Source organism: Paraburkholderia sediminicola (genome assembly GCF_046027355.1).
Classification (GTDB): domain Bacteria; phylum Pseudomonadota; class Gammaproteobacteria; order Burkholderiales; family Burkholderiaceae; genus Paraburkholderia; species Paraburkholderia sediminicola_B.
The window spans coordinates 202,619-219,648 of the sequence record NZ_JAQQEK010000001.1 but is presented as its reverse complement, the minus strand read 5'-3'; the positions used below and the strand labels follow the sequence as shown (position 1 = coordinate 219,648).

Sequence of the window (17,030 nt, the reverse complement as noted above, 5' to 3'; positions counted from 1 at the left end):
TGGTCCTCGCTGGTCTGGTGGCACCAACCTATGGATGTCAGAACGCGAAACAGCTACAACCCAACGCGCCCCAGAAGCCGTTGGAATCGCTGACAGGCACGTTTTTACGCCATGCCCAACCATGCGCATGAGCATGCACGCCGCACAGATTCACACAGCCATCCACGCACGCCACCGCCGTCGGTTTGTAACGGCTATAGCCGCCGAATTCCGCGACCGGCGACCACGACGGGCTGACCGGCAGGTCAGGCGGCGCGAGCGGCGCGAATTCGTCATCGGCATACACGACCTTGCCGCCCACCACCGTCATCGCCGAGGTCAGGAACTTGATGCGGCTCTCGTCGACGGTAAAGTAGTCTTCGCTGAGCACCGCAAAATCCGCGAACTGGCCCGGAACCAGCGCGCCTTTACGGTCATCCTCGTTCGAGAACCATGCGCTGCCCACCGTGTAGCGGCGAAGCGCTTCCATCCGGTCCAGACGGTTCTCGCTGGAATACATCGCGGTGCCGCCGACCGTCTTGCCTGACACCATCCAGTACAGCGAGACGAACGGGTTGAAGCTCGCGACGCGCGTCGCGTCCGTCCCCGCGCCAACGGGCAGCCCGGCATCCAGCATGTGACGAATGGGCGGGGTGCGTTTCACGGCCTCTTCACCATATTGCTGGATGAAGTACTCGCCCTGAAAGGCCATCCGGTGCTGGATCGCAATGCCGCCGCCGAGCGCGCGCACCCGGTCGATATTCTGTTGCGTGATGGTCTCGCAGTGATCGAAGAACCAGCGCAGCCCGTTGAACGGAATGTCGGCGTTCACGCGTTCGAATACATTCAGGAAGCGCTCGATCGATTCGTTGTAGGTCGCATGCAGACGGAACGGCCAGCGGTTTGCCACCAGCAGCCGGACGACGGCTTCCAGTTCCTCTTCGAGCGTGTCCGGCAGATCCGGCCGCGGCTCGAGAAAGTCTTCGAAGTCGGCGGCCGAAAACACCAACATTTCGCCGGCGCCGTTCACGCGCAGGAAATCGTCACCTTCGCCGGGCTTCGTCACCTTCACCCACTTCGCGAAATCCTCGATTTCCTTTTTTGCATTCTGCGTGAACAGGTTGTACGCAATACGCACGGTCAGTTCACTATGCTTCGCCAGATCCATAATGACGGCGTAGTCGTCCGGATAGGCCTGGTAACCGCCGCCTGCGTCGATCGCGCTCGTCACACCGAGCCGGTTCAGCTCACGCATGAAGTGGCGCGTGGAATTGCGCTGATCCTCCAGCGCAAGCTTCGGACCTTTCGCCAGCGTGGCGTACAGGAGCCCGGCGTTCGGACGTGCAATGAGCATGCCCGTCGGATTGCCGCGCTTATCGCGCTGGATCTCGCCGCCCGGAGGATTGGGCGTGTCTTTCGTATAGCCGACCGCGCGCAATGCCGCTGCATTCAGAAGCGCGCTGTCGTACAGATGCAGGATGAACACCGGCGTATCCGGCGCGATCGCGTTGATTTCTTCGAGCGTCGGTCCGCGGCGCTCGGCGAACTGGAATTCGTTCCAGCCGCCCACCACGCGGACCCATTGCGGCGCCGGCGTGCGTGCCACCTGCTTTTTCAGCATGTCCAGTGCGTCCGCCAGCGAGGGCACACCGTCCCAGCGCAACTCCATATTGAAGTTCAACCCGCCGCGGATGATGTGCAGGTGGGAGTCGTTCAGACCGGGAATGACCGTGCGGCCTTTCAGATCGACCTGCCGCGTGTTGTCGTTCACGTGCCGCATCACGGCGTCGCGAGATCCCGACGCGATAATGCGGCCGTTCGCGACGGCGAGCGCATCGGCAAAAGAGCGCTTGTCGTCCTGGGTGGCAATCTTGCCATTAAAGAAGACAACTTCGGCCGGCGTCGGCGCGGAAGTATTGGAAGTCATGGCGATCCTCATAGGGAGCGCTCCGCTTTTCACGCGCGGAGCTATTCATGGGAAACGGGCGCTCGTCGCGACTGTTTACTTCTTTGCGGGCACCGGTGCCAGAACCTCGTGCGTCCCCGCCGCGCGCTGGGGAGCCTTGTGCACCATCGTGTAGGCATAGTCCACGCCCATCCCGTACGCCCCCGAATGCTCTTTGGCAATCGCCATGACTTCGTTGTAGGTCTCTTTGTGCGCCCAATCGCGCTGCCATTCGAGCAGCACCTGTTGCCAGGTCATCGGAACCACGCCGGCCTGAATCATTCGCTGCATTGCATAGTCATGCGCGTCCTTCGAGGTGCCACCCGACGCGTCGGCGACCATATAGATTTCGTACTCACCTTCGGCCATGGCGCATAGCGCGAAAGTGTTGTTGCAAACCTCAGTCCACAGACCTGCCACCACCACCTTTTTTCGGCCGTTCGCAGCAAGCGAGTCCCGAACCTTCTGGTCGTCCCACGAATTCATGGACGAGCGCTCGAGCACTTTGTGCTCCGGAAATACGTCCAGCAACTCCGGGTACGTATAGCCAGAAAAACTTTCGGATTCCACTGTCGTAATAGTGGTGGGAATGTTAAACACCCGCGCTGCCTTCGCGAGTCCTACTACGTTGTTCTTAAGTACCTGACGGTCGATGGACTGCACCCCAAAAGCCATTTGCGGCTGTTGGTCGATGAAGATGATCTGCGAGTTTGCAGGCGTGAGGACTTCAAGTTTCGGATTTGCCATGGCTTTGTACTTCCTAAAAGTTTGGTGAACATGGGAGGACAGGCCGCACTCGCTTGAAGTGCGAGAAAACTGAGGCCCAGTCTAGCCACTGGCTGTTCGCCGAGTCCTTGGCAAAACCCTTAATAGTTCTTAAATAAAACTTTCGGGAAGAGATCCTCGACTGATCGCGACGCGGGCATCTTTATTCCCGGTTCAGAACATTTCATGTTTTTTGCAGGACTTTACGTATCCCGCGTTCCTACAATGCGAGCTGCCGGATTCAGGAACTCACACGTTGTATCTATCGACACGTCAAAGGACTCGCTATGAAAGAAGCAATTACCGCAGCAGCCCATCGCGCGGCCCCGCTTAAAACGCCAACCCGCCTGACCGAAGAGGCGACCCGCGACATTGCCGCCGCTTTGACGACCTTGCTAGCCGACGTGTTCGCGGTGTATCTGAAGACGAAGAACTTCCACTGGCATATGTCGGGGCCGTACTTCCGCGACTATCACCTGCTGCTCGACGAGCAGTCCGAGCAGATCTTCGCAACGACGGACCCGATAGCGGAACGAGCACGCAAACTCGGAGGCAAAACGCTGCACTCCACCGGGCAGATCACAAAGCTGCAGCGGATTCTCGACAACGATGCGGACTTCGTGACGCCCAGCGACATGCTGGCCGAATTGCGCGAGGACAATCTGGCGCTCGCCGGCTACATGCGCGAGACGCATTCGCTGTGCGGCGAGTACAACGATGTCGCGACGGCGAGCCTGCTCGAAAACTGGATCGACGAAGCAGAACAGCGCGTGTGGTTCCTGTTCGAATCGGGACGTCACGCATAACGGTGTGTGATGCGAAGACGCTTGCAAGGCGTGAGCACGCCGTGGCTCAACCTTCCAGCGAAGTGTGAACCCGCGATTCGAGAAACTGAACGAGTGCGCGCACTTTGCTGGAATGGCGGCGATTGGGCAGATACGCTGCGTAGACGACTGCGTCGCCATTATGAGGACTCGCCTCGAAGTTCTGAAACAGGCGCATCAGGCGTCCCGCGCGAATTTCGGCGGCGACCAGCCATTCAGGCAGCAACGCGATGCCACGCCCCGCCAGCACGGCGTCAAGCAGGATGTCGAGACTGTTCGACAGCAGATGGCCGCGCACTTCAACGCGAACCTCGACTCGCTCCTCCACGGTTTCGCGGCGGAAGGTCCAGACCTGGCGTGTTCGATAGCCGCCGCCGTATGCCACGCGAAGGCACTCGTGTGCATCGAGTGCCTGTGGCGTTTGCGGCATGCCGCTGCGTTCGAGGTAGTCATGGCTGGCAACGACATAGCGCGGATTGTCCGCCAGCTTTCTGACAACCAGGTTGGCGTCGCGGTTGGGCAGGCCGATCCGTATCGCAACGTCGATTCTGTCGAGCGCGAGATCGGCGTAGTGATCGGCCACGACGACGTCGAGGAACACGCGAGGATAGTCGGACAGGAAAGCCGCGAGATGCGGAGCGAGCCGCAGCCGGCTGTAGGTGGAGGGCACCGCGATGCGAAGCGCGCCGACGGGCGAAGCGCCGCTGTCGAATACGCTCTCGTCCGCTTCGGCCAGATCGTCCAGCACCTTGCCGACCTGCTCGACGTATGCAATGCCGGCGTCCGTGAGACTGACCTTTCTCGGTGTGCGGGTCAGAAGCGCGGTACCCAGCGCGGCCTCCAACGAATCCATCAGGCGCGTGACCGACGAGGTGGCCACGCCCAGACGCCGGGCAGCCTTTGAAAAGCCGCCAGCGTCGGCCACTTCCAGCAACGTATTCAGGGCGAGGAACTTGTCCATAAACGGCCTTAACGATGGTTTGGTTGCGCTATATGCAACGTTGGATTGCATTTTAGACCCATTCAGCAAACTTCTCGCAACGATTAAGCTGCCTGCGTTACCTAGTGAGAGGTGCAACATGCAAGCCATTCAGGTCGAGGTCAATTACGACTTCATTTGTCCGTGGTGCTGGATCGGCCAACGGAATCTCGTTGCGGCACTCGACGAATCCGGTGTCGGCTCGAGCGTTTCGATCCGCTATGTGCCGTTCGAGTTGAATCCGTCGATGCCAGTCGAAGGCACGGACCGACGCAGCTATCGAACCCGCAAATTCGGCAGCTGGGCGCGTTCGCAAAACATGGACGCGCAGGTCGCGGCCGCGGGTCTGACGGCGGGCGCCCAGTTCAACTACAACCAGGTGCTGCGTACGCCGAACACGCGTCTCGCGCACCGGCTGATGCAGTTCGCCCAGGACCGAAATGAAGCGCAGAAAACTGCCGCGCTTTATCACGGCATCTACGCCGCTTATTTCGCTGAAGGGCGCGACATCGGTTCACTCGACACGCTGGTTACCATCGCCGCCGACCACGCTTTCGACGCGGACCAGGTTCGCGCGTACCTGCAGTCCGCCGCCGGCAATCAGGAAATCGACGCGGCGCGCAACCGCGCAGACAAGCTCGGCGTTCAGGCTGTGCCCACCATCGTGATTGCGGGCGAACTCATCAGCGGTGCACAGCCGCCCGCCATCTTCGCCAATGCGCTGCGTTCGGCTGTGCAGCGGAGCGCAGCATGAGATCACTCCCGAAACCGCGTGCCGTTGTGATCGGCGGCTCGCTCGGCGGACTGTTCTCGGCCACCACATTGCGGGCGGCCGGTTGGGATGTCGACGTGTTCGAGACGTCGGCAAATCAACTCGACAGCCGCGGCGGCGGCATCGTGCTCCAGCCGGATGTTCTGGATGCCCTCCACTTCGCCGGTGTGGTATTGCCCGATCCTCCGGGCGTGGCGTCGGGCGAGCGTATCTATCTGGACCGCGACGACAATCGCGTCGAGCAACTGTTCATGCCGCAAATGCAGACCTCATGGAGCCTGCTGTACCGGGCGATGAGAGATGCGTTGCCTGCCCTATCGCTCCATACGGGCGAGACGTTTGCCGACTTCCGCACGGAGGGCGAGCAGATCGTTGCGCAGTTCGAAAGCGGGCGCAGCGAGCGGGCCGATCTGCTGATCGGCGCCGATGGCATTCGCTCGACACTGAGACGGCGCCTGCTGCCCGAGGTGGTTCCGGTTTACGCGGGTTATGTGGCATGGCGCGGGCTCGTTGCGGAGCCCGATCTGCCGCTCTTCGCGGCGGATACGCTGCGCGACCGTTTTACGTTTCAGCACGGCGATGAGCACTCGGCACTCGCCTATCTGATTCCGGGTGAGAACGACTCGACTGTGGTCGGCGAGCGCCGCTGGAACTGGGTGTGGTACCGCAAATACAGCCGCGAAGAACTCGACAGGCTTCTGATCGACCGTCGCGGCGCCGCGCGCCCATTCTCGTTGCCGCCGGGCACGACCAAAAACGCCGACATCGAGCAGCTTCGAGATGACGCCAAGGCGCTGCTTGCGCCGACGTTTCGCGCGCTCGTCGATGCGACAGAAGAACCGTTCATGCAACCGATCGTCGACCTGCGCGCGCCGCAGATGGTGTTCGGCCGGGTCGTACTACTCGGCGACGCCGCCTCGGTTCCACGGCCGCACACGGCCGGCAGCACCGCGAAGGCCGCCGCCAATGCCCATGCGCTCGCGCTTGCATTGGCGGCGACGTGGCAGGCCGGGGCGACCATCGATTCGGTACTCAAGCGCTGGGAAAACCAGCAGTTGCAACGCGGCAGGCTGATGACCGATCTAGGCATATCGCTCGGCGACCGGGCAATGAACATCGCTCGCTGAGCGAGCATCTGAGCTTACTTACGAATTCACGTCTATCCATTTTCTGATTTCACGGAGTTGTCATGTCAACCCAGGCATCCCCCACTGCTGGCAACGCAAGCGCAGTCAAGCTGACACGCGGCCTGATCGCGCTGTTCGCGTTCTGCTGCGGCGCGATCGTCGCGAATCTCTACTACGCACAACCGATCACCGAACTGATCGCGCCGGACATCCACATGTCCAGCGGCATGGCCAGCCTGATCGTTTCGTTGACGCAGATCGGCTACGCATTCGGGCTGTTCTTTCTCGTACCGCTGGGCGACCTGCTGGAGAACCGCAAGCTGATGATCACCACTGCGCTGGTGTCGATCGCAAGCCTTGGCGCGGCAGCCTTCACTCATCAGCCGGGCTGGTTCCTCGCGATCTCGTTGCTGGTCGGCTTCAGCTCCGTCGCCGTGCAGATTCTGATTCCGCTCGCGGCTCACCTCGCGCCGGACGAGACGCGCGGCAAAGTCGTCGGCACCATCATGAGCGGGCTGTTGCTCGGCATTCTGCTGGCCCGGCCGATTTCCAGCGTGATCGCCGGGCACTTCGGCTGGCGCGCAGTGTTCGGTACCGCGTCCGTCGTCATGGCGATCGTCACGAGCGTGCTCGCGCTGACCATTCCGCGCCGCCAGCCGGACCACAAGGCCACCTATTTCCAGTTGATCGGCTCGCTCGGTCATCTGGTCCGCACCATGCCGGTTCTGCGTCACCGGTCGTTGTATCAGGCGTTGATGTTCGCTTCGTTCAGCCTGTTCTGGACCGCAATCCCGGTCGAGTTAACCCGGCAGTTCGGGCTCTCGCAAACCGCCATCGGCATCTTCGCGCTGGTCGGTGCGATCGGCGCGACCTCCGCACCGGTTGCGGGGCGCCTGGCCGACGCAGGGCATACCGTGCGCGCGACGTTGATCGCGCTCGTCGTGGGCGCGCTCGCCTACACACCGGCCTTGATCCATCCGGCGTGGGGCGTAGTGGGACTCGTCGCGACCGGCATCGTCCTCGATTTTGCCGTGCAGATGAACATGGTGCTGGGACAACGCGAAATCTATGCATTGCATGCCGCGAGCAGAAACCGTCTGAACGCGCTGTATATGACCAGCATCTTTGTAGGCGGCGCCTTCGGCTCGGCGCTGGCCAGCCCGCTCTATGAGCACGGCGGCTGGCCGCTGGTCGCCGGCGTCGCCACCGCCTTCCCGCTCGTCGCACTCGTTCACTATCTGGCGATCGGCCGTCCGCACGCCGCCCGCCAGGCCTAACGCAATAGGTTTATTCAGGAAGCCGGACAGAAACTCTCCGGTTTCACAAAAATTCAGCGTGGCTTCAGGAGTTCTTGTGCCGTCATCGATACGCTGCTCAGTACTGTCACGCTTCTGAACGACGCTCAATCGTTCGCAAAAAGGAACAATCATGTCACCTCTTCTTAGCGCTCACGACCTGCATGGGCTGCGCTTACCGAATCGCGTCGTGATGGCCCCGATGACACGCTCGCGCGCACCGCAGCGCGGCCGCCCGACGGACATGATGGCGCAGTACTATGCGCAGCGCGCGTCGGCGGGACTGATCATCACCGAGGCGACCAATGTCAGTTCGGCGTCGGCCGCCTTCGAGCTCACACCTGGCATCATCACAGCCGAGCAGATCGCCGGCTGGCGCAACATTACGAGTCAGGTGCATGCCGCCGGCGGCCGTATTTTCATGCAACTGTGGCACGGCGGACGGGTTGGTTCGTTCGCGTTGCTCGACGGCGATGCGCCGTTGTCGCCCTCGGGCCTGAACGACGATCTCGAGCAGTTGCAGGTGTGGGCGCAGTTGCAAAACGGCCAGTACACCAAGATCCACGCAACACCCTCGCGCGCGATGTCGACCGACGAAGTGAAGCTCGCCATAGCGGAGTTCAGGCAAGGCGCGGCCAACGCGATCGAAGCCGGATTCGACGGTGTCGAAGTGCACGCGGCAAACGGCTATCTGCCGCATCAATTCCTCTCGTCGACCACCAACAGGCGGGATGACCGATACGGCGGCTCGTTGGCGAACCGCGCCAACTTCCTTCGCGACACGCTCACGGAGATCGGTTCAGTGGTCCCCCTCGATCGCGTCGGCGTCCGCATTTCGCCGTATGCGCACTACAACAATGTGCGCGACGCGGATCCGGACGGCACCTATGACTACGTCGGCAAGATGCTCGGCGAATTCGGCGTCGCCTACCTTCACGCGGCGGATACGAACGGCTGGAGCGGCGCACCGGATTTGCCGCGCATCATCGAACGCATGCGCAAGGTTTTCTCCGGCACCCTGATGCTCAACGGCGGCATCTCCATCGACCAGGCTGATGCATTGATCCGTGATGGCGAAGCCGACCTGGTCGCATTTGCTCGCGCGTATATCGCCAATCCCGATCTGGTCGAACGCATTGCCACCCATGCACCGCTGGCGACGCCGAAGCCCGTCGGCTGGTATGGCGGCGACCACTCCGGCTATATCGACTACCCGTTCCATAGCAGCGGCGCTCAGGCATGACGGAGGCATCCCGTCGGCCGCGCACACAGCGCGGTGTGCAGACTCGATTCAAGACTTCTGTGACAGGTGGGTGAATGACTCGAAAGCCTAAATTGCTGGCGGTGGGAGGCGTAGTCATCCTGGCGGCGCTGATCGTCGCCACGCTGCTGATGTGGAAGCCCGCCATCGCCCCCATACAGCCTCCGCCGGCTTCGTCGTTCGATGCGCGGACGAAGCTCGCCGGCGCGAGAGTCGTGGCGCTGGGCGACTGCATCGTCTGTCATACCGCCAAGGGCGGCAAGCCGTTCGCCGGCGGCTTGCCGCTTGCGACGCCGTTTGGGACGATCTACGCGACCAACATCACGCCCGACGCCGAGACGGGCATCGGCAACTGGTCGCTGGAAGCGTTCACGCGAGCGGTGCGTCACGGCGTCTCCCGCGATGGTCACCTGCTCTATCCCGCGTTTCCTTATATTCACTTCACGCGCATGTCCGATAGCGACATCTCGGCGGCCTACGCGTATCTGATGACGCGTGAGCCGGTCAACGCGAACGCGCCCACGAACGAACTGATCTTCCCGCTCAATTTCCGTCCCTTGCTAGCCTTCTGGAACGTGCTGTTCCTTCACGCCGGCGAGCAGGCCGCGGATGTCTCGAAAGATGCCGAGTGGAATCGCGGAAAGCTGCTGGTCGACGGCCTCGGACACTGCGCTTCATGCCATTCGCCGCTCAATGCGATTGGCGGTGAAAAATCGGGACATGCATTCGACGGCGGCATCGTCGACGGCTGGGAAGCTCCCCCACTGAACGCACTGGGCTCGGCGCCGAAACCGTGGACCAAGGAACAGCTCGTCATGTATCTGCGCAGCGGTCGTGCAAGCGAACACGGTGCCGCGGCCGGTCCCATGCTGCCCGTCACGCGCGACCTCGCCACCGTGCCTGAGGAGGACGTGAACGCGATTGCCGCGTACATCCTGTCAATACAGAAAGCGCAGCCGGCCGTTGCGAATGCGTCTGCCGACGTTGCAGCACATGGCGAACCATCGCCTGCGGCGCAACGCGGCGCATTCCTGTTCGCCGCGTCGTGCGCGCAATGCCACGGCCCCGCCGCGCCGATGCAATCGATCGGCGAGCGCCCCACGCTCGCTTTCAGCACTGCCGTCAATGCCCCGACGCCACGTAACACCGCTCAGATGATCCTGAGCGGTAACGGTTGGCACGGCGAGGACAGCATGAACTATATGCCGGCCTTCAGCGAGGTCTATGACGATCAGCAAATCGCCGATCTGGCGTCCTACATTCGCGCGACCTATTCACAGCGCGGCCCGTGGAACGACGTCGAAGCCACCGTGGCAAAAATCCGAGAGGAGAACAAGGCGCGATGATCAACCTTACCGTCAATGGCGTGCAGCACACGCTGGATATCGATCCGTCGACGCCACTGCTCTATGCGCTGCGCAATGATTTGCACCTGCACGGCGCGAAGTTCGGCTGCGGGCTCGGACAATGTGGCGCATGCACGGTGATCGTGGGCGATCGGGCGGTCTTTTCCTGCCTGATTCCCGTGTCGTCGATAGGCAGCCGCGCTGTTCGCACGATCGAAAGTCTCGGCACGGCCGACCGTCCCGGTCCGCTGCAGAAGTCCTTCATCGAGCACCAGGCCGCACAGTGCGGCTATTGCATCGCCGGCATGATCATGCGCGCGCAGGCGCTGCTCGACCGCAATCCGCAGCCGACCGAGCGCGAACTGCGCGAGCATATGGAGCCGAACCTGTGCCGTTGCGGGACCCATATGCGTATCCTCGCCGCGATCCGCGAAGTCGCGCACCTGCCCGGACCAGGCGCTGCGCCCACGCCGCCTCACGGCGCGGCGAGCCACGGAGGCACGCAATGAGCGTCAAGGAAGACGATATCAACGAAGGACGCCGCCGCTTCATGATGTCCGGCGCGCTCGTGGTGAGCTTCAGTCTGTTCCCCGTCGTCAAGGCCATGGCGCAAGAAGTGATCGCGGACGAAGGCGCCGCCGTGCACGTTGCCAAAGCGACCGAGACGCTCGCGGGCAGCCTGAAGACCAACCCCTTTCTCGACGCGTGGATCAAGATCGACGCAGCGGGCAAAGTCACCGTCTACACCGGCAAGGTCGAACTCGGCACCGGCGTGCGCACCGCGCTGTTGCAGATCGCGGCAGAAGAGCTCGACATGGCGCCCTCGCTGATCACGTTTCTGACCGCCGACACGGGCGCCTCACCGGACGAAGGACTCACGGCGGGAAGTCACACCATCGCCGACAGCGGCAGCGCATTGTTGAACGCCGCAGCCCAGGTGCGGGGGCTGCTGGTCGACGCAGCGGCCAAACGCTTCGGTGTCAGCAGCGGCGTGCTGAAAGCCCACAACGCGATCATCACAGCGCCAGATGGCCGGACGATGACCTATGGCGAAGCGGTCGGCGCCGCCGGTCTGCATCGCATGGCCTCGCCTGAGTCGCCGTTGAAAGACCCCGCAACGTTCGCGGTGATCGGCACGTCATTGCCGCGGCTGGACATTCCCGGCAAGGTGACCGGCGGCCCGAGTTATGTTCAGGACATGTTCATGCCGGACATGCTGCATGCGCGTGTAGTGCTGCCACCGGTTTACGACGCGAAGCTGCTGCGGACCAACACACCCGACATTCTGAAGATGCCGGGTGTGGTCAACGTCATCAGAAACGGCAGCATGCTCGCGGTGGTCGCCAAAGGCGAATGGCAGGCCGTGCAGGCACAACGTGCGCTGGCAGCGGGAAGCCAGTGGAGCGCAGGGCGCGCCCTGCCCGACCCAGCCACTGTGCACCGTGATCTGAAGCAGATCGCCACCGAACACATCGAGATCGCGAACACCCAGGGCGCGGCCGGAACGGCTGCGAAAACGCTGAGCGCAAAGTACACCAAGCGCTATATGTTGCACGGTTCGATCGGCCCTTCCTGCTCGGTCGCGCAATTCAAGGACGGCAACATGACCGTCTGGACTCACTCGCAAGGCGTCTATCCGCTGCGCGATGGCCTGGCGGAAATGCTGTCGCTGCCCAAGGAGAACGTACGCTGCATTCACGTCGAAGGATCGGGATGCTACGGCCACAACGGCGCGGACGACGTAGCCGCACACGCCGCGTTGATCGCCCGCGAAATGGCCGGCCGGCCGGTTCGCGTGCAATGGATGCGCGAACAGGAGCACACGTGGGACCACTTCACGCCCGCCATGATCACCGAAGTGACCGCTTCGCTCGACGCGAGCGGAAACATCGTGGGCTGGAACTATGCGTTGTGGAGCAGCTCGCATAACGAGCGGATCGTGAATGCGGGCCGGCTCGTTCCGGCGACCATGCTGGAGAAACCGTTCGTGTCGGCGCCGTCTGTGCCGATGGTGCAGCCCGAGGGCGGCGGCGACCGCAACGCGATTCCGCTGTACACGTTCCCGAACCTGCATGTGATGAACAACTTCTCGCCGACCATGCCGTTGCATACGTCGGCGATGCGCTCACTCGGCGCGCACATGAACGTCTTCACGATCGAGACATTCATGGATGAGTTGAGCGCCGCTGCCGGCGCCGATCCGGTCGCGTTCCGGCTCAAGCATATGCAGGACCCGCGCGCACGCGCGGTCATTCAGCTCGCCGCTGCAAAATTCGGCTGGCCGCGCGCGCCGCGTAAGCCGAATCACGGCGTCGGCTTCGCCTTCGGTAAATACAAGAACCTGATGGCTTATGTGGCCATGGCCGTTGAGATTTCCGTCGTGCCCGAGACGGGTCAGGTGATTCTCGAACGCGCCGAGGTCGCGGTAGACTCCGGGCAGATCGTCAACCCCGACGGCATCCGCAACCAGATCGAGGGCGGCGTGATTCAATCGGCAAGCTGGACGCTTTACGAAGAGTTGAAGTTCGATACCGAGAGAATCAGAAGCTTCGACTGGAGCAGTTACCCGATCCTCCGCTTCTCCGCCGTTCCGCGCAGTTTGAACGTCCATCTCATCAATCGTCCTGGTGCGCCGTTTCTCGGTGCAGCGGAAGCGTCGATGGGACCGACCGCCGGCGCGCTCGGCAACGCACTATTCGATGCAACCGGAAAACGTCTGCGCGACATGCCTTTGGGTGGTGACAGCTTGCGCCGGCAAATAGACGTATAGAGGATCGACATGGCGTCGCTAACAGCATGAAAATTGCAATCGCGGGCGGTTCAATCGCAGGGCTCGCATGCGCTTTGACGCTGACATGCACGGGTCACGACGTGCATGTCTACGAGCGCTCCGCAGGGCCGCTGCGGGGCCGCGGCGGCGGAGTCGTGGTGTTGCGGCAGATGCTGCGGTTTCTCGAACAGCACGGCCATCGAACCCGCGCGATGCTTGCGGTGCCGACGCACCGACGGCGTTGGATCGATATCGACGGCAATGTGACACGCGACGATCCCGAGCTGCTGCCGTTTTCATCGTGGGACGCCGTCTACCGGTCGCTGTGCAGCATGTTGCCACCCGGTGCGCTTCACTACGGGCGCAACGTAACGAGTGTTGCCGAAGACGCGGACGGCGTCGAAATCCGTTTCGACGACGGCGCGGCGCCGGTTCGCGCAGACATGCTGATCGCCGCCGACGGCACCGGCTCGCGGCTTCGTTCCATGCTGTTTCCCGGTAACGCTTCGTCGTACGCGGGTTACATTGCGTGGCGCGGGGTGGTGAGTGAAAGCGCTTTCAACCGCGTCGATGTCGTGGATCTGATCGAGAACATGACGCTCTACCGTTCAGATGCCGCACTGTTCATGACGTTTCTGATTCCTGCGCTGAACGGCTCGCTCGAGTCCGGCACGCGCCGGTTCAATTGGCTCTGGTACAGAAATGAACCGGACGAGTCATCGATCGGCGCGTTCCTGACCGGACGCGACGGTCACCGGCACCACGTATCAGTCTCGCCCGGCGAGCTGTCGGAGCAGTCGCTTGCGTATCTGCATCGAGCGGCGCTCGATGGGCTGCCGCGCACGTTGTCGCAACTGGTGGCCGCGACGGACACGCCATTCCTGCAAGCCATCTCCGACGCCCTGAGCCCCTCGTTCGCCAAAGGGCGCATCGCGCTGGTGGGCGACGCCGCGTGCACGCTGCGGCCCCACACGGGCTCGGGCACCTCGAAATCCGCCGACGACGCCGTGAGCCTCGCCGAAGCGCTCGCTACGCGTCAAACGGACCTCGTGCAGCGCCTCCACGATTGGGCCACCGCGCGGCGGAGCGCTGTCGAGCCCCTGCTTCAGAAGGGTCCGCGGCTTGCCCAATCGTTCGGGCTCGGCTATCCGTCACAGTGATCGCATTAGCGCCGCCCACGCATCCGGTGGCCGCACGCTTACTGAGCGCCTTCTTCCTCGACGATCACACATGCGCTTCAAGTTAATAAGATTTAAGGATTCTGAAGTTCGAAAAAAACTACCGAATCCGTACGATTGAACCCCGTGATGTCCCGTCACGCATCGTCACGACGACACATCCACCAACATCACAAGACTGGAGAAAAAATGACTAATCAATCGGGAATTCCATCGGCGAATCGTCGGCAGATGCTTGTGGCGGGCGCAGGAGCAGCCGGCGCGGCGATCGCTGCAATGGCCGTACCGACCGTCGCGATGGCCGCTGCGTCCGCCAGCGGCAGTGCACACGCGGGCAATTCATCCAACCCACAGCATGGAGAGCGTCATACGATGAACACGGTAACGACTAAAGACGGTACGCGCATTTTCTTCAAGGATTGGGGCAGCGGCAAGCCGGTCGTCTTCTCGCACGGCTGGCCGCTCGATGCCGACGCGTGGGATCCACAGATGCTGTTCCTGGTGCAGAAAGGCTACCGGGTCATTGCCCACGACCGCCGCGGCCATGGCCGTTCCGACCAGCCGTCTCACGGCAACGACATGGACACCTACGCCGACGATCTGGCTGCGGTGATCAACGCGCTCGACCTGAAGGGCGCCATGCTCGTCGGCCATTCGACGGGCGGCGGCGAGATCGCACACTACATCGGCCGCCACGGCACCTCGCGTGTTGCCAAGGTCGTGCTGATCGGCGCAGTGCCGCCGATCATGGTCAAGACCGAAAGCAATCCGAACGGCCTGCCGATGTCTGTGTTCGACGGCATTCGTGCGAGTGTCGCAAGCAACCGTTCGCAGTTCTATAAGGACCTCGCTGTGCCGTTCTTCGGCTTCAATCGGCCCAACGCGAAAATCTCGCAAGGCACGATCGACGAGTTCTGGCGCGAAGGCATGCTCGGCTCGGTTCAAGGCCAGTACGAATGTATCAAGCAGTTCTCGGAGGTCGACTACACCGCTGATCTAAAGAAAATCGACGTGCCGACGCTGGTCCTTCACGGCGACGACGACCAGATCGTCCCGATCGACCAGGCCGGCCGCATGTCGGCGAAAATCGTGAAGAACGCCACATTGAAGGTCTATGCGGGTGCGCCTCATGGCATGTGCACAACCGAAGCGGACAAGGTCAATGCCGATCTGCTAGAGTTCCTGCAGAGCTAAAGCGCATTAGCGCGCTGCGCTTGCAGCGTTAAACGCGGCACTCCCCGCAGATGCGCGGGGCCTTGGCTGTTTAGCGCAGCCGAGGCCCGCAACCGCGCGATCCTGCTTCCCGATACACATGTCCACGCAAGGTGGACTGCAAGTCGCCTTCCTCGTACCGACGCACTCGCGCCCTCGGACGATCTCCTGCGTCAGTCACGTGTACACCGGACCCCGATACTGCTTTGCACAGCGATCGGCTATTCCCGGCATTTCTGCTTCAAAGCCCCCACGCCCTTGTCGTTTCCCAGTCACGTCATATGTCGAGACCAAAATAGAAACGGTGGCACATTGACGACGCTTTCGTTGAGAAAAATTCAATCCGCAGATTGCGGATCGACTGCTGGCAAGCGATTATGCAGAGGAAACACCTCTTAATATCGGCGCATTTAAAAAAATTTAACCCATATTTTGTATTTTTATAGCCAAATACGCCACAATGATAGGACTCTTACACTCCTTAATTTTCGGTTAAATTACCCTGGAGTAAGACTGCAACGCGACGAGCCGAGGTTACGAATCATGTTTAAAGATACACAAACTTCCACCGCCACAGCAGTACGACCGAAGGACTCGCTAGGATGCCTGTCGAGTCAGCTACACAAGGACCTCGAACTCGACATGGGTGAGTTCAAGTTTCTGCGCAAGTGCACGCGCGACGACAAGACGAGTGCGATCGACATGCCTGCCTCAGATCGCGGCTTTCTTATCGGTGTGTCACTGGAGGCCGGCCATCGCCGGCGCCTTTTTTCTGGGCACAGGTGGACGACACACGACTTCGACACGGGTTCGGTCTATATTCGCGACTTCGCAGAAGACTATAGAGCCGAGTTGCAGGGCGGGTTCGATTTCCTTCTGGTGGAACTCTCACGCGCTTTCATCACGAACACTTGCTACGAGCGATTCGGATCGAACACACCAGGTCTTTCATCGGTGGCCGGCCGCAAAGATCCCATCCTCGCCCACCTCGCGCAGGTATTGGCGCTCACACTCGATAGCCAGAGCGAGGCAAGCCCACTCTTTGTCGAGCAACTGGGCGTCACAATCGGGACGCATTTGCTCGATCGATATGGCAACGCGCCCTCTCGATCGAATCAGAAAAACCGGCGACTTTCCGGATTACATGAAGCTCGAGCCAAAGACATGCTGCTCGCGAAGGCGCAGGAGAATGTTTCGATCGAAGAGATCGCAAACGCATGCAATCTGTCACGCAGCTACTTCATCCGCGCGTTTCGTGAAACCACAGATCGCACACCGCATCAATGGCTGCTCGAGCGTCGTATCGATCGCGCGCGCGACCTGCTCAAACACTCGGACTCATCTCTGTCGGAAATCGCCGTCGCGTGCGGCTTCTCCGATCAAAGCCACTTCACGCGAACCTTTTCGCAAATGGTTGGCACTCCGCCGGGATCGTGGCGTCGGCAGGTACGCCGCTGAGCAATGCGCACTTCGCTTCGATCAAACGTTGGCACGATAGATCGATCAGCGGTCCTGGTGCGTACCGATAGACTTTCATACAAAGCATCGCACTAACAGACAAGACGCGCCCTTTTAGC

General features: G+C 61.5%; 14 protein-coding genes. 11 read left to right on the top strand and 3 right to left on the bottom strand.

Annotation, left to right across the window (positions count from 1 at the left end; all coding sequences use genetic code 11):
* Positions 1-37: 37 nt before the first annotated feature.
* Together PQR42_RS01015 and PQR42_RS01010 are read right to left on the bottom strand one after the other, a co-directional pair.
* Complete coding sequence (locus tag PQR42_RS01015; RefSeq protein ID WP_408209607.1) at positions 38-1,906, bottom strand: amidohydrolase; 1,869 nt, start codon at positions 1,904-1,906, stop codon at positions 38-40.
* A gap of 75 nt (positions 1,907-1,981) precedes the next feature.
* The gene (locus PQR42_RS01010) at positions 1,982-2,671 is read right to left on the bottom strand and encodes a hydrolase (protein ID WP_408209609.1); all 690 of its coding nucleotides are present in this window, start codon (positions 2,669-2,671) and stop codon (positions 1,982-1,984) included.
* A gap of 305 nt (positions 2,672-2,976) precedes the next feature.
* Here PQR42_RS01010 and PQR42_RS01005 point away from each other — a divergent pair, with 305 nt between their 5' ends.
* Positions 2,977-3,495, top strand: a complete 519-nt coding sequence (locus PQR42_RS01005; protein WP_408209610.1) for a Dps family protein — start codon at positions 2,977-2,979, stop codon at positions 3,493-3,495.
* Positions 3,496-3,541: 46 nt separating this feature from the next.
* On the opposite strand, the gene PQR42_RS01000 is transcribed toward PQR42_RS01005, so the two are convergent.
* The gene (locus PQR42_RS01000; protein WP_408209613.1) at positions 3,542-4,474 is read right to left on the bottom strand and encodes a LysR family transcriptional regulator; all 933 of its coding nucleotides are present in this window, start codon (positions 4,472-4,474) and stop codon (positions 3,542-3,544) included.
* A 118-nt stretch (positions 4,475-4,592) separates the two neighbouring features.
* Between PQR42_RS01000 and PQR42_RS00995 the strand changes: the two genes are divergently transcribed.
* From PQR42_RS00995 to PQR42_RS00950, 10 genes are all read left to right on the top strand, one after another.
* Positions 4,593-5,246 (top strand): DsbA family oxidoreductase, encoded by a 654-nt coding sequence (locus PQR42_RS00995; protein ID WP_408384887.1) that lies wholly within the window; start codon positions 4,593-4,595, stop codon positions 5,244-5,246.
* Positions 5,243-6,391 (top strand): FAD binding domain-containing protein, encoded by a 1,149-nt coding sequence (locus PQR42_RS00990; protein WP_408493537.1) that lies wholly within the window; start codon positions 5,243-5,245, stop codon positions 6,389-6,391. Before PQR42_RS00995 ends, PQR42_RS00990 begins: the two co-directional genes overlap by 4 nt.
* Before the next feature lie 62 nt (positions 6,392-6,453).
* Positions 6,454-7,668 carry an MFS transporter gene (locus tag PQR42_RS00985; RefSeq protein WP_408384891.1) on the top strand — a complete coding sequence of 405 codons (1,215 nt, stop codon included), beginning with the start codon at positions 6,454-6,456 and terminating at the stop codon, positions 7,666-7,668.
* A 151-nt stretch (positions 7,669-7,819) separates the two neighbouring features.
* A complete protein-coding gene (locus PQR42_RS00980) occupies positions 7,820-8,929 on the top strand; it encodes an alkene reductase (RefSeq protein ID WP_408384893.1) in 1,110 nt (369 codons plus the stop codon).
* Between the two features lie 74 nt (positions 8,930-9,003).
* Positions 9,004-10,293, top strand: coding sequence for a c-type cytochrome (locus tag PQR42_RS00975; protein WP_408384895.1), 1,290 nt, complete (start codon positions 9,004-9,006; stop codon positions 10,291-10,293).
* The gene (locus PQR42_RS00970; protein WP_408384897.1) at positions 10,290-10,802 is read left to right on the top strand and encodes a (2Fe-2S)-binding protein; all 513 of its coding nucleotides are present in this window, start codon (positions 10,290-10,292) and stop codon (positions 10,800-10,802) included. The genes PQR42_RS00975 and PQR42_RS00970 overlap by 4 nt, the downstream gene beginning before the upstream one ends.
* Positions 10,799-13,063 carry a xanthine dehydrogenase family protein molybdopterin-binding subunit gene (locus PQR42_RS00965; protein WP_408384899.1) on the top strand — a complete coding sequence of 755 codons (2,265 nt, stop codon included), beginning with the start codon at positions 10,799-10,801 and terminating at the stop codon, positions 13,061-13,063. Before PQR42_RS00970 ends, PQR42_RS00965 begins: the two co-directional genes overlap by 4 nt.
* A gap of 26 nt (positions 13,064-13,089) precedes the next feature.
* Complete coding sequence (locus tag PQR42_RS00960; protein ID WP_408384901.1) at positions 13,090-14,223, top strand: FAD binding domain-containing protein; 1,134 nt, start codon at positions 13,090-13,092, stop codon at positions 14,221-14,223.
* A 390-nt stretch (positions 14,224-14,613) separates the two neighbouring features.
* Positions 14,614-15,435 (top strand): alpha/beta fold hydrolase, encoded by an 822-nt coding sequence (locus PQR42_RS00955; RefSeq protein WP_054042100.1) that lies wholly within the window; start codon positions 14,614-14,616, stop codon positions 15,433-15,435.
* Positions 15,436-15,996: 561 nt separating this feature from the next.
* Positions 15,997-16,911, top strand: coding sequence for a helix-turn-helix domain-containing protein (locus tag PQR42_RS00950; protein ID WP_408385163.1), 915 nt, complete (start codon positions 15,997-15,999; stop codon positions 16,909-16,911).
* Positions 16,912-17,030 lie beyond the last annotated feature (119 nt).

What these genes read in the sequence shown, in the direction of transcription:
- PQR42_RS01015 (WP_408209607.1), bottom strand. Translation starts at nt 1,906, where the DNA reads ATGACTTCCAATACTTCCGCGCCGACGCCGGCCGAAGTTGTCTTCTTT.
- PQR42_RS01010 (WP_408209609.1), bottom strand. Translation starts at nt 2,671, where the DNA reads ATGGCAAATCCGAAACTTGAAGTCCTCACGCCTGCAAACTCGCAGATC.
- PQR42_RS01005 (WP_408209610.1), top strand. Translation starts at nt 2,977, where the DNA reads ATGAAAGAAGCAATTACCGCAGCAGCCCATCGCGCGGCCCCGCTTAAA.
- PQR42_RS01000 (WP_408209613.1), bottom strand. Translation starts at nt 4,474, where the DNA reads ATGGACAAGTTCCTCGCCCTGAATACGTTGCTGGAAGTGGCCGACGCT.
- PQR42_RS00995 (WP_408384887.1), top strand. Translation starts at nt 4,593, where the DNA reads ATGCAAGCCATTCAGGTCGAGGTCAATTACGACTTCATTTGTCCGTGG.
- PQR42_RS00990 (WP_408493537.1), top strand. Translation starts at nt 5,243, where the DNA reads ATGAGATCACTCCCGAAACCGCGTGCCGTTGTGATCGGCGGCTCGCTC.
- PQR42_RS00985 (WP_408384891.1), top strand. Translation starts at nt 6,454, where the DNA reads ATGTCAACCCAGGCATCCCCCACTGCTGGCAACGCAAGCGCAGTCAAG.
- PQR42_RS00980 (WP_408384893.1), top strand. Translation starts at nt 7,820, where the DNA reads ATGTCACCTCTTCTTAGCGCTCACGACCTGCATGGGCTGCGCTTACCG.
- PQR42_RS00975 (WP_408384895.1), top strand. Translation starts at nt 9,004, where the DNA reads ATGACTCGAAAGCCTAAATTGCTGGCGGTGGGAGGCGTAGTCATCCTG.
- PQR42_RS00970 (WP_408384897.1), top strand. Translation starts at nt 10,290, where the DNA reads ATGATCAACCTTACCGTCAATGGCGTGCAGCACACGCTGGATATCGAT.
- PQR42_RS00965 (WP_408384899.1), top strand. Translation starts at nt 10,799, where the DNA reads ATGAGCGTCAAGGAAGACGATATCAACGAAGGACGCCGCCGCTTCATG.
- PQR42_RS00960 (WP_408384901.1), top strand. Translation starts at nt 13,090, where the DNA reads ATGAAAATTGCAATCGCGGGCGGTTCAATCGCAGGGCTCGCATGCGCT.
- PQR42_RS00955 (WP_054042100.1), top strand. Translation starts at nt 14,614, where the DNA reads ATGAACACGGTAACGACTAAAGACGGTACGCGCATTTTCTTCAAGGAT.
- PQR42_RS00950 (WP_408385163.1), top strand. Translation starts at nt 15,997, where the DNA reads ATGTTTAAAGATACACAAACTTCCACCGCCACAGCAGTACGACCGAAG.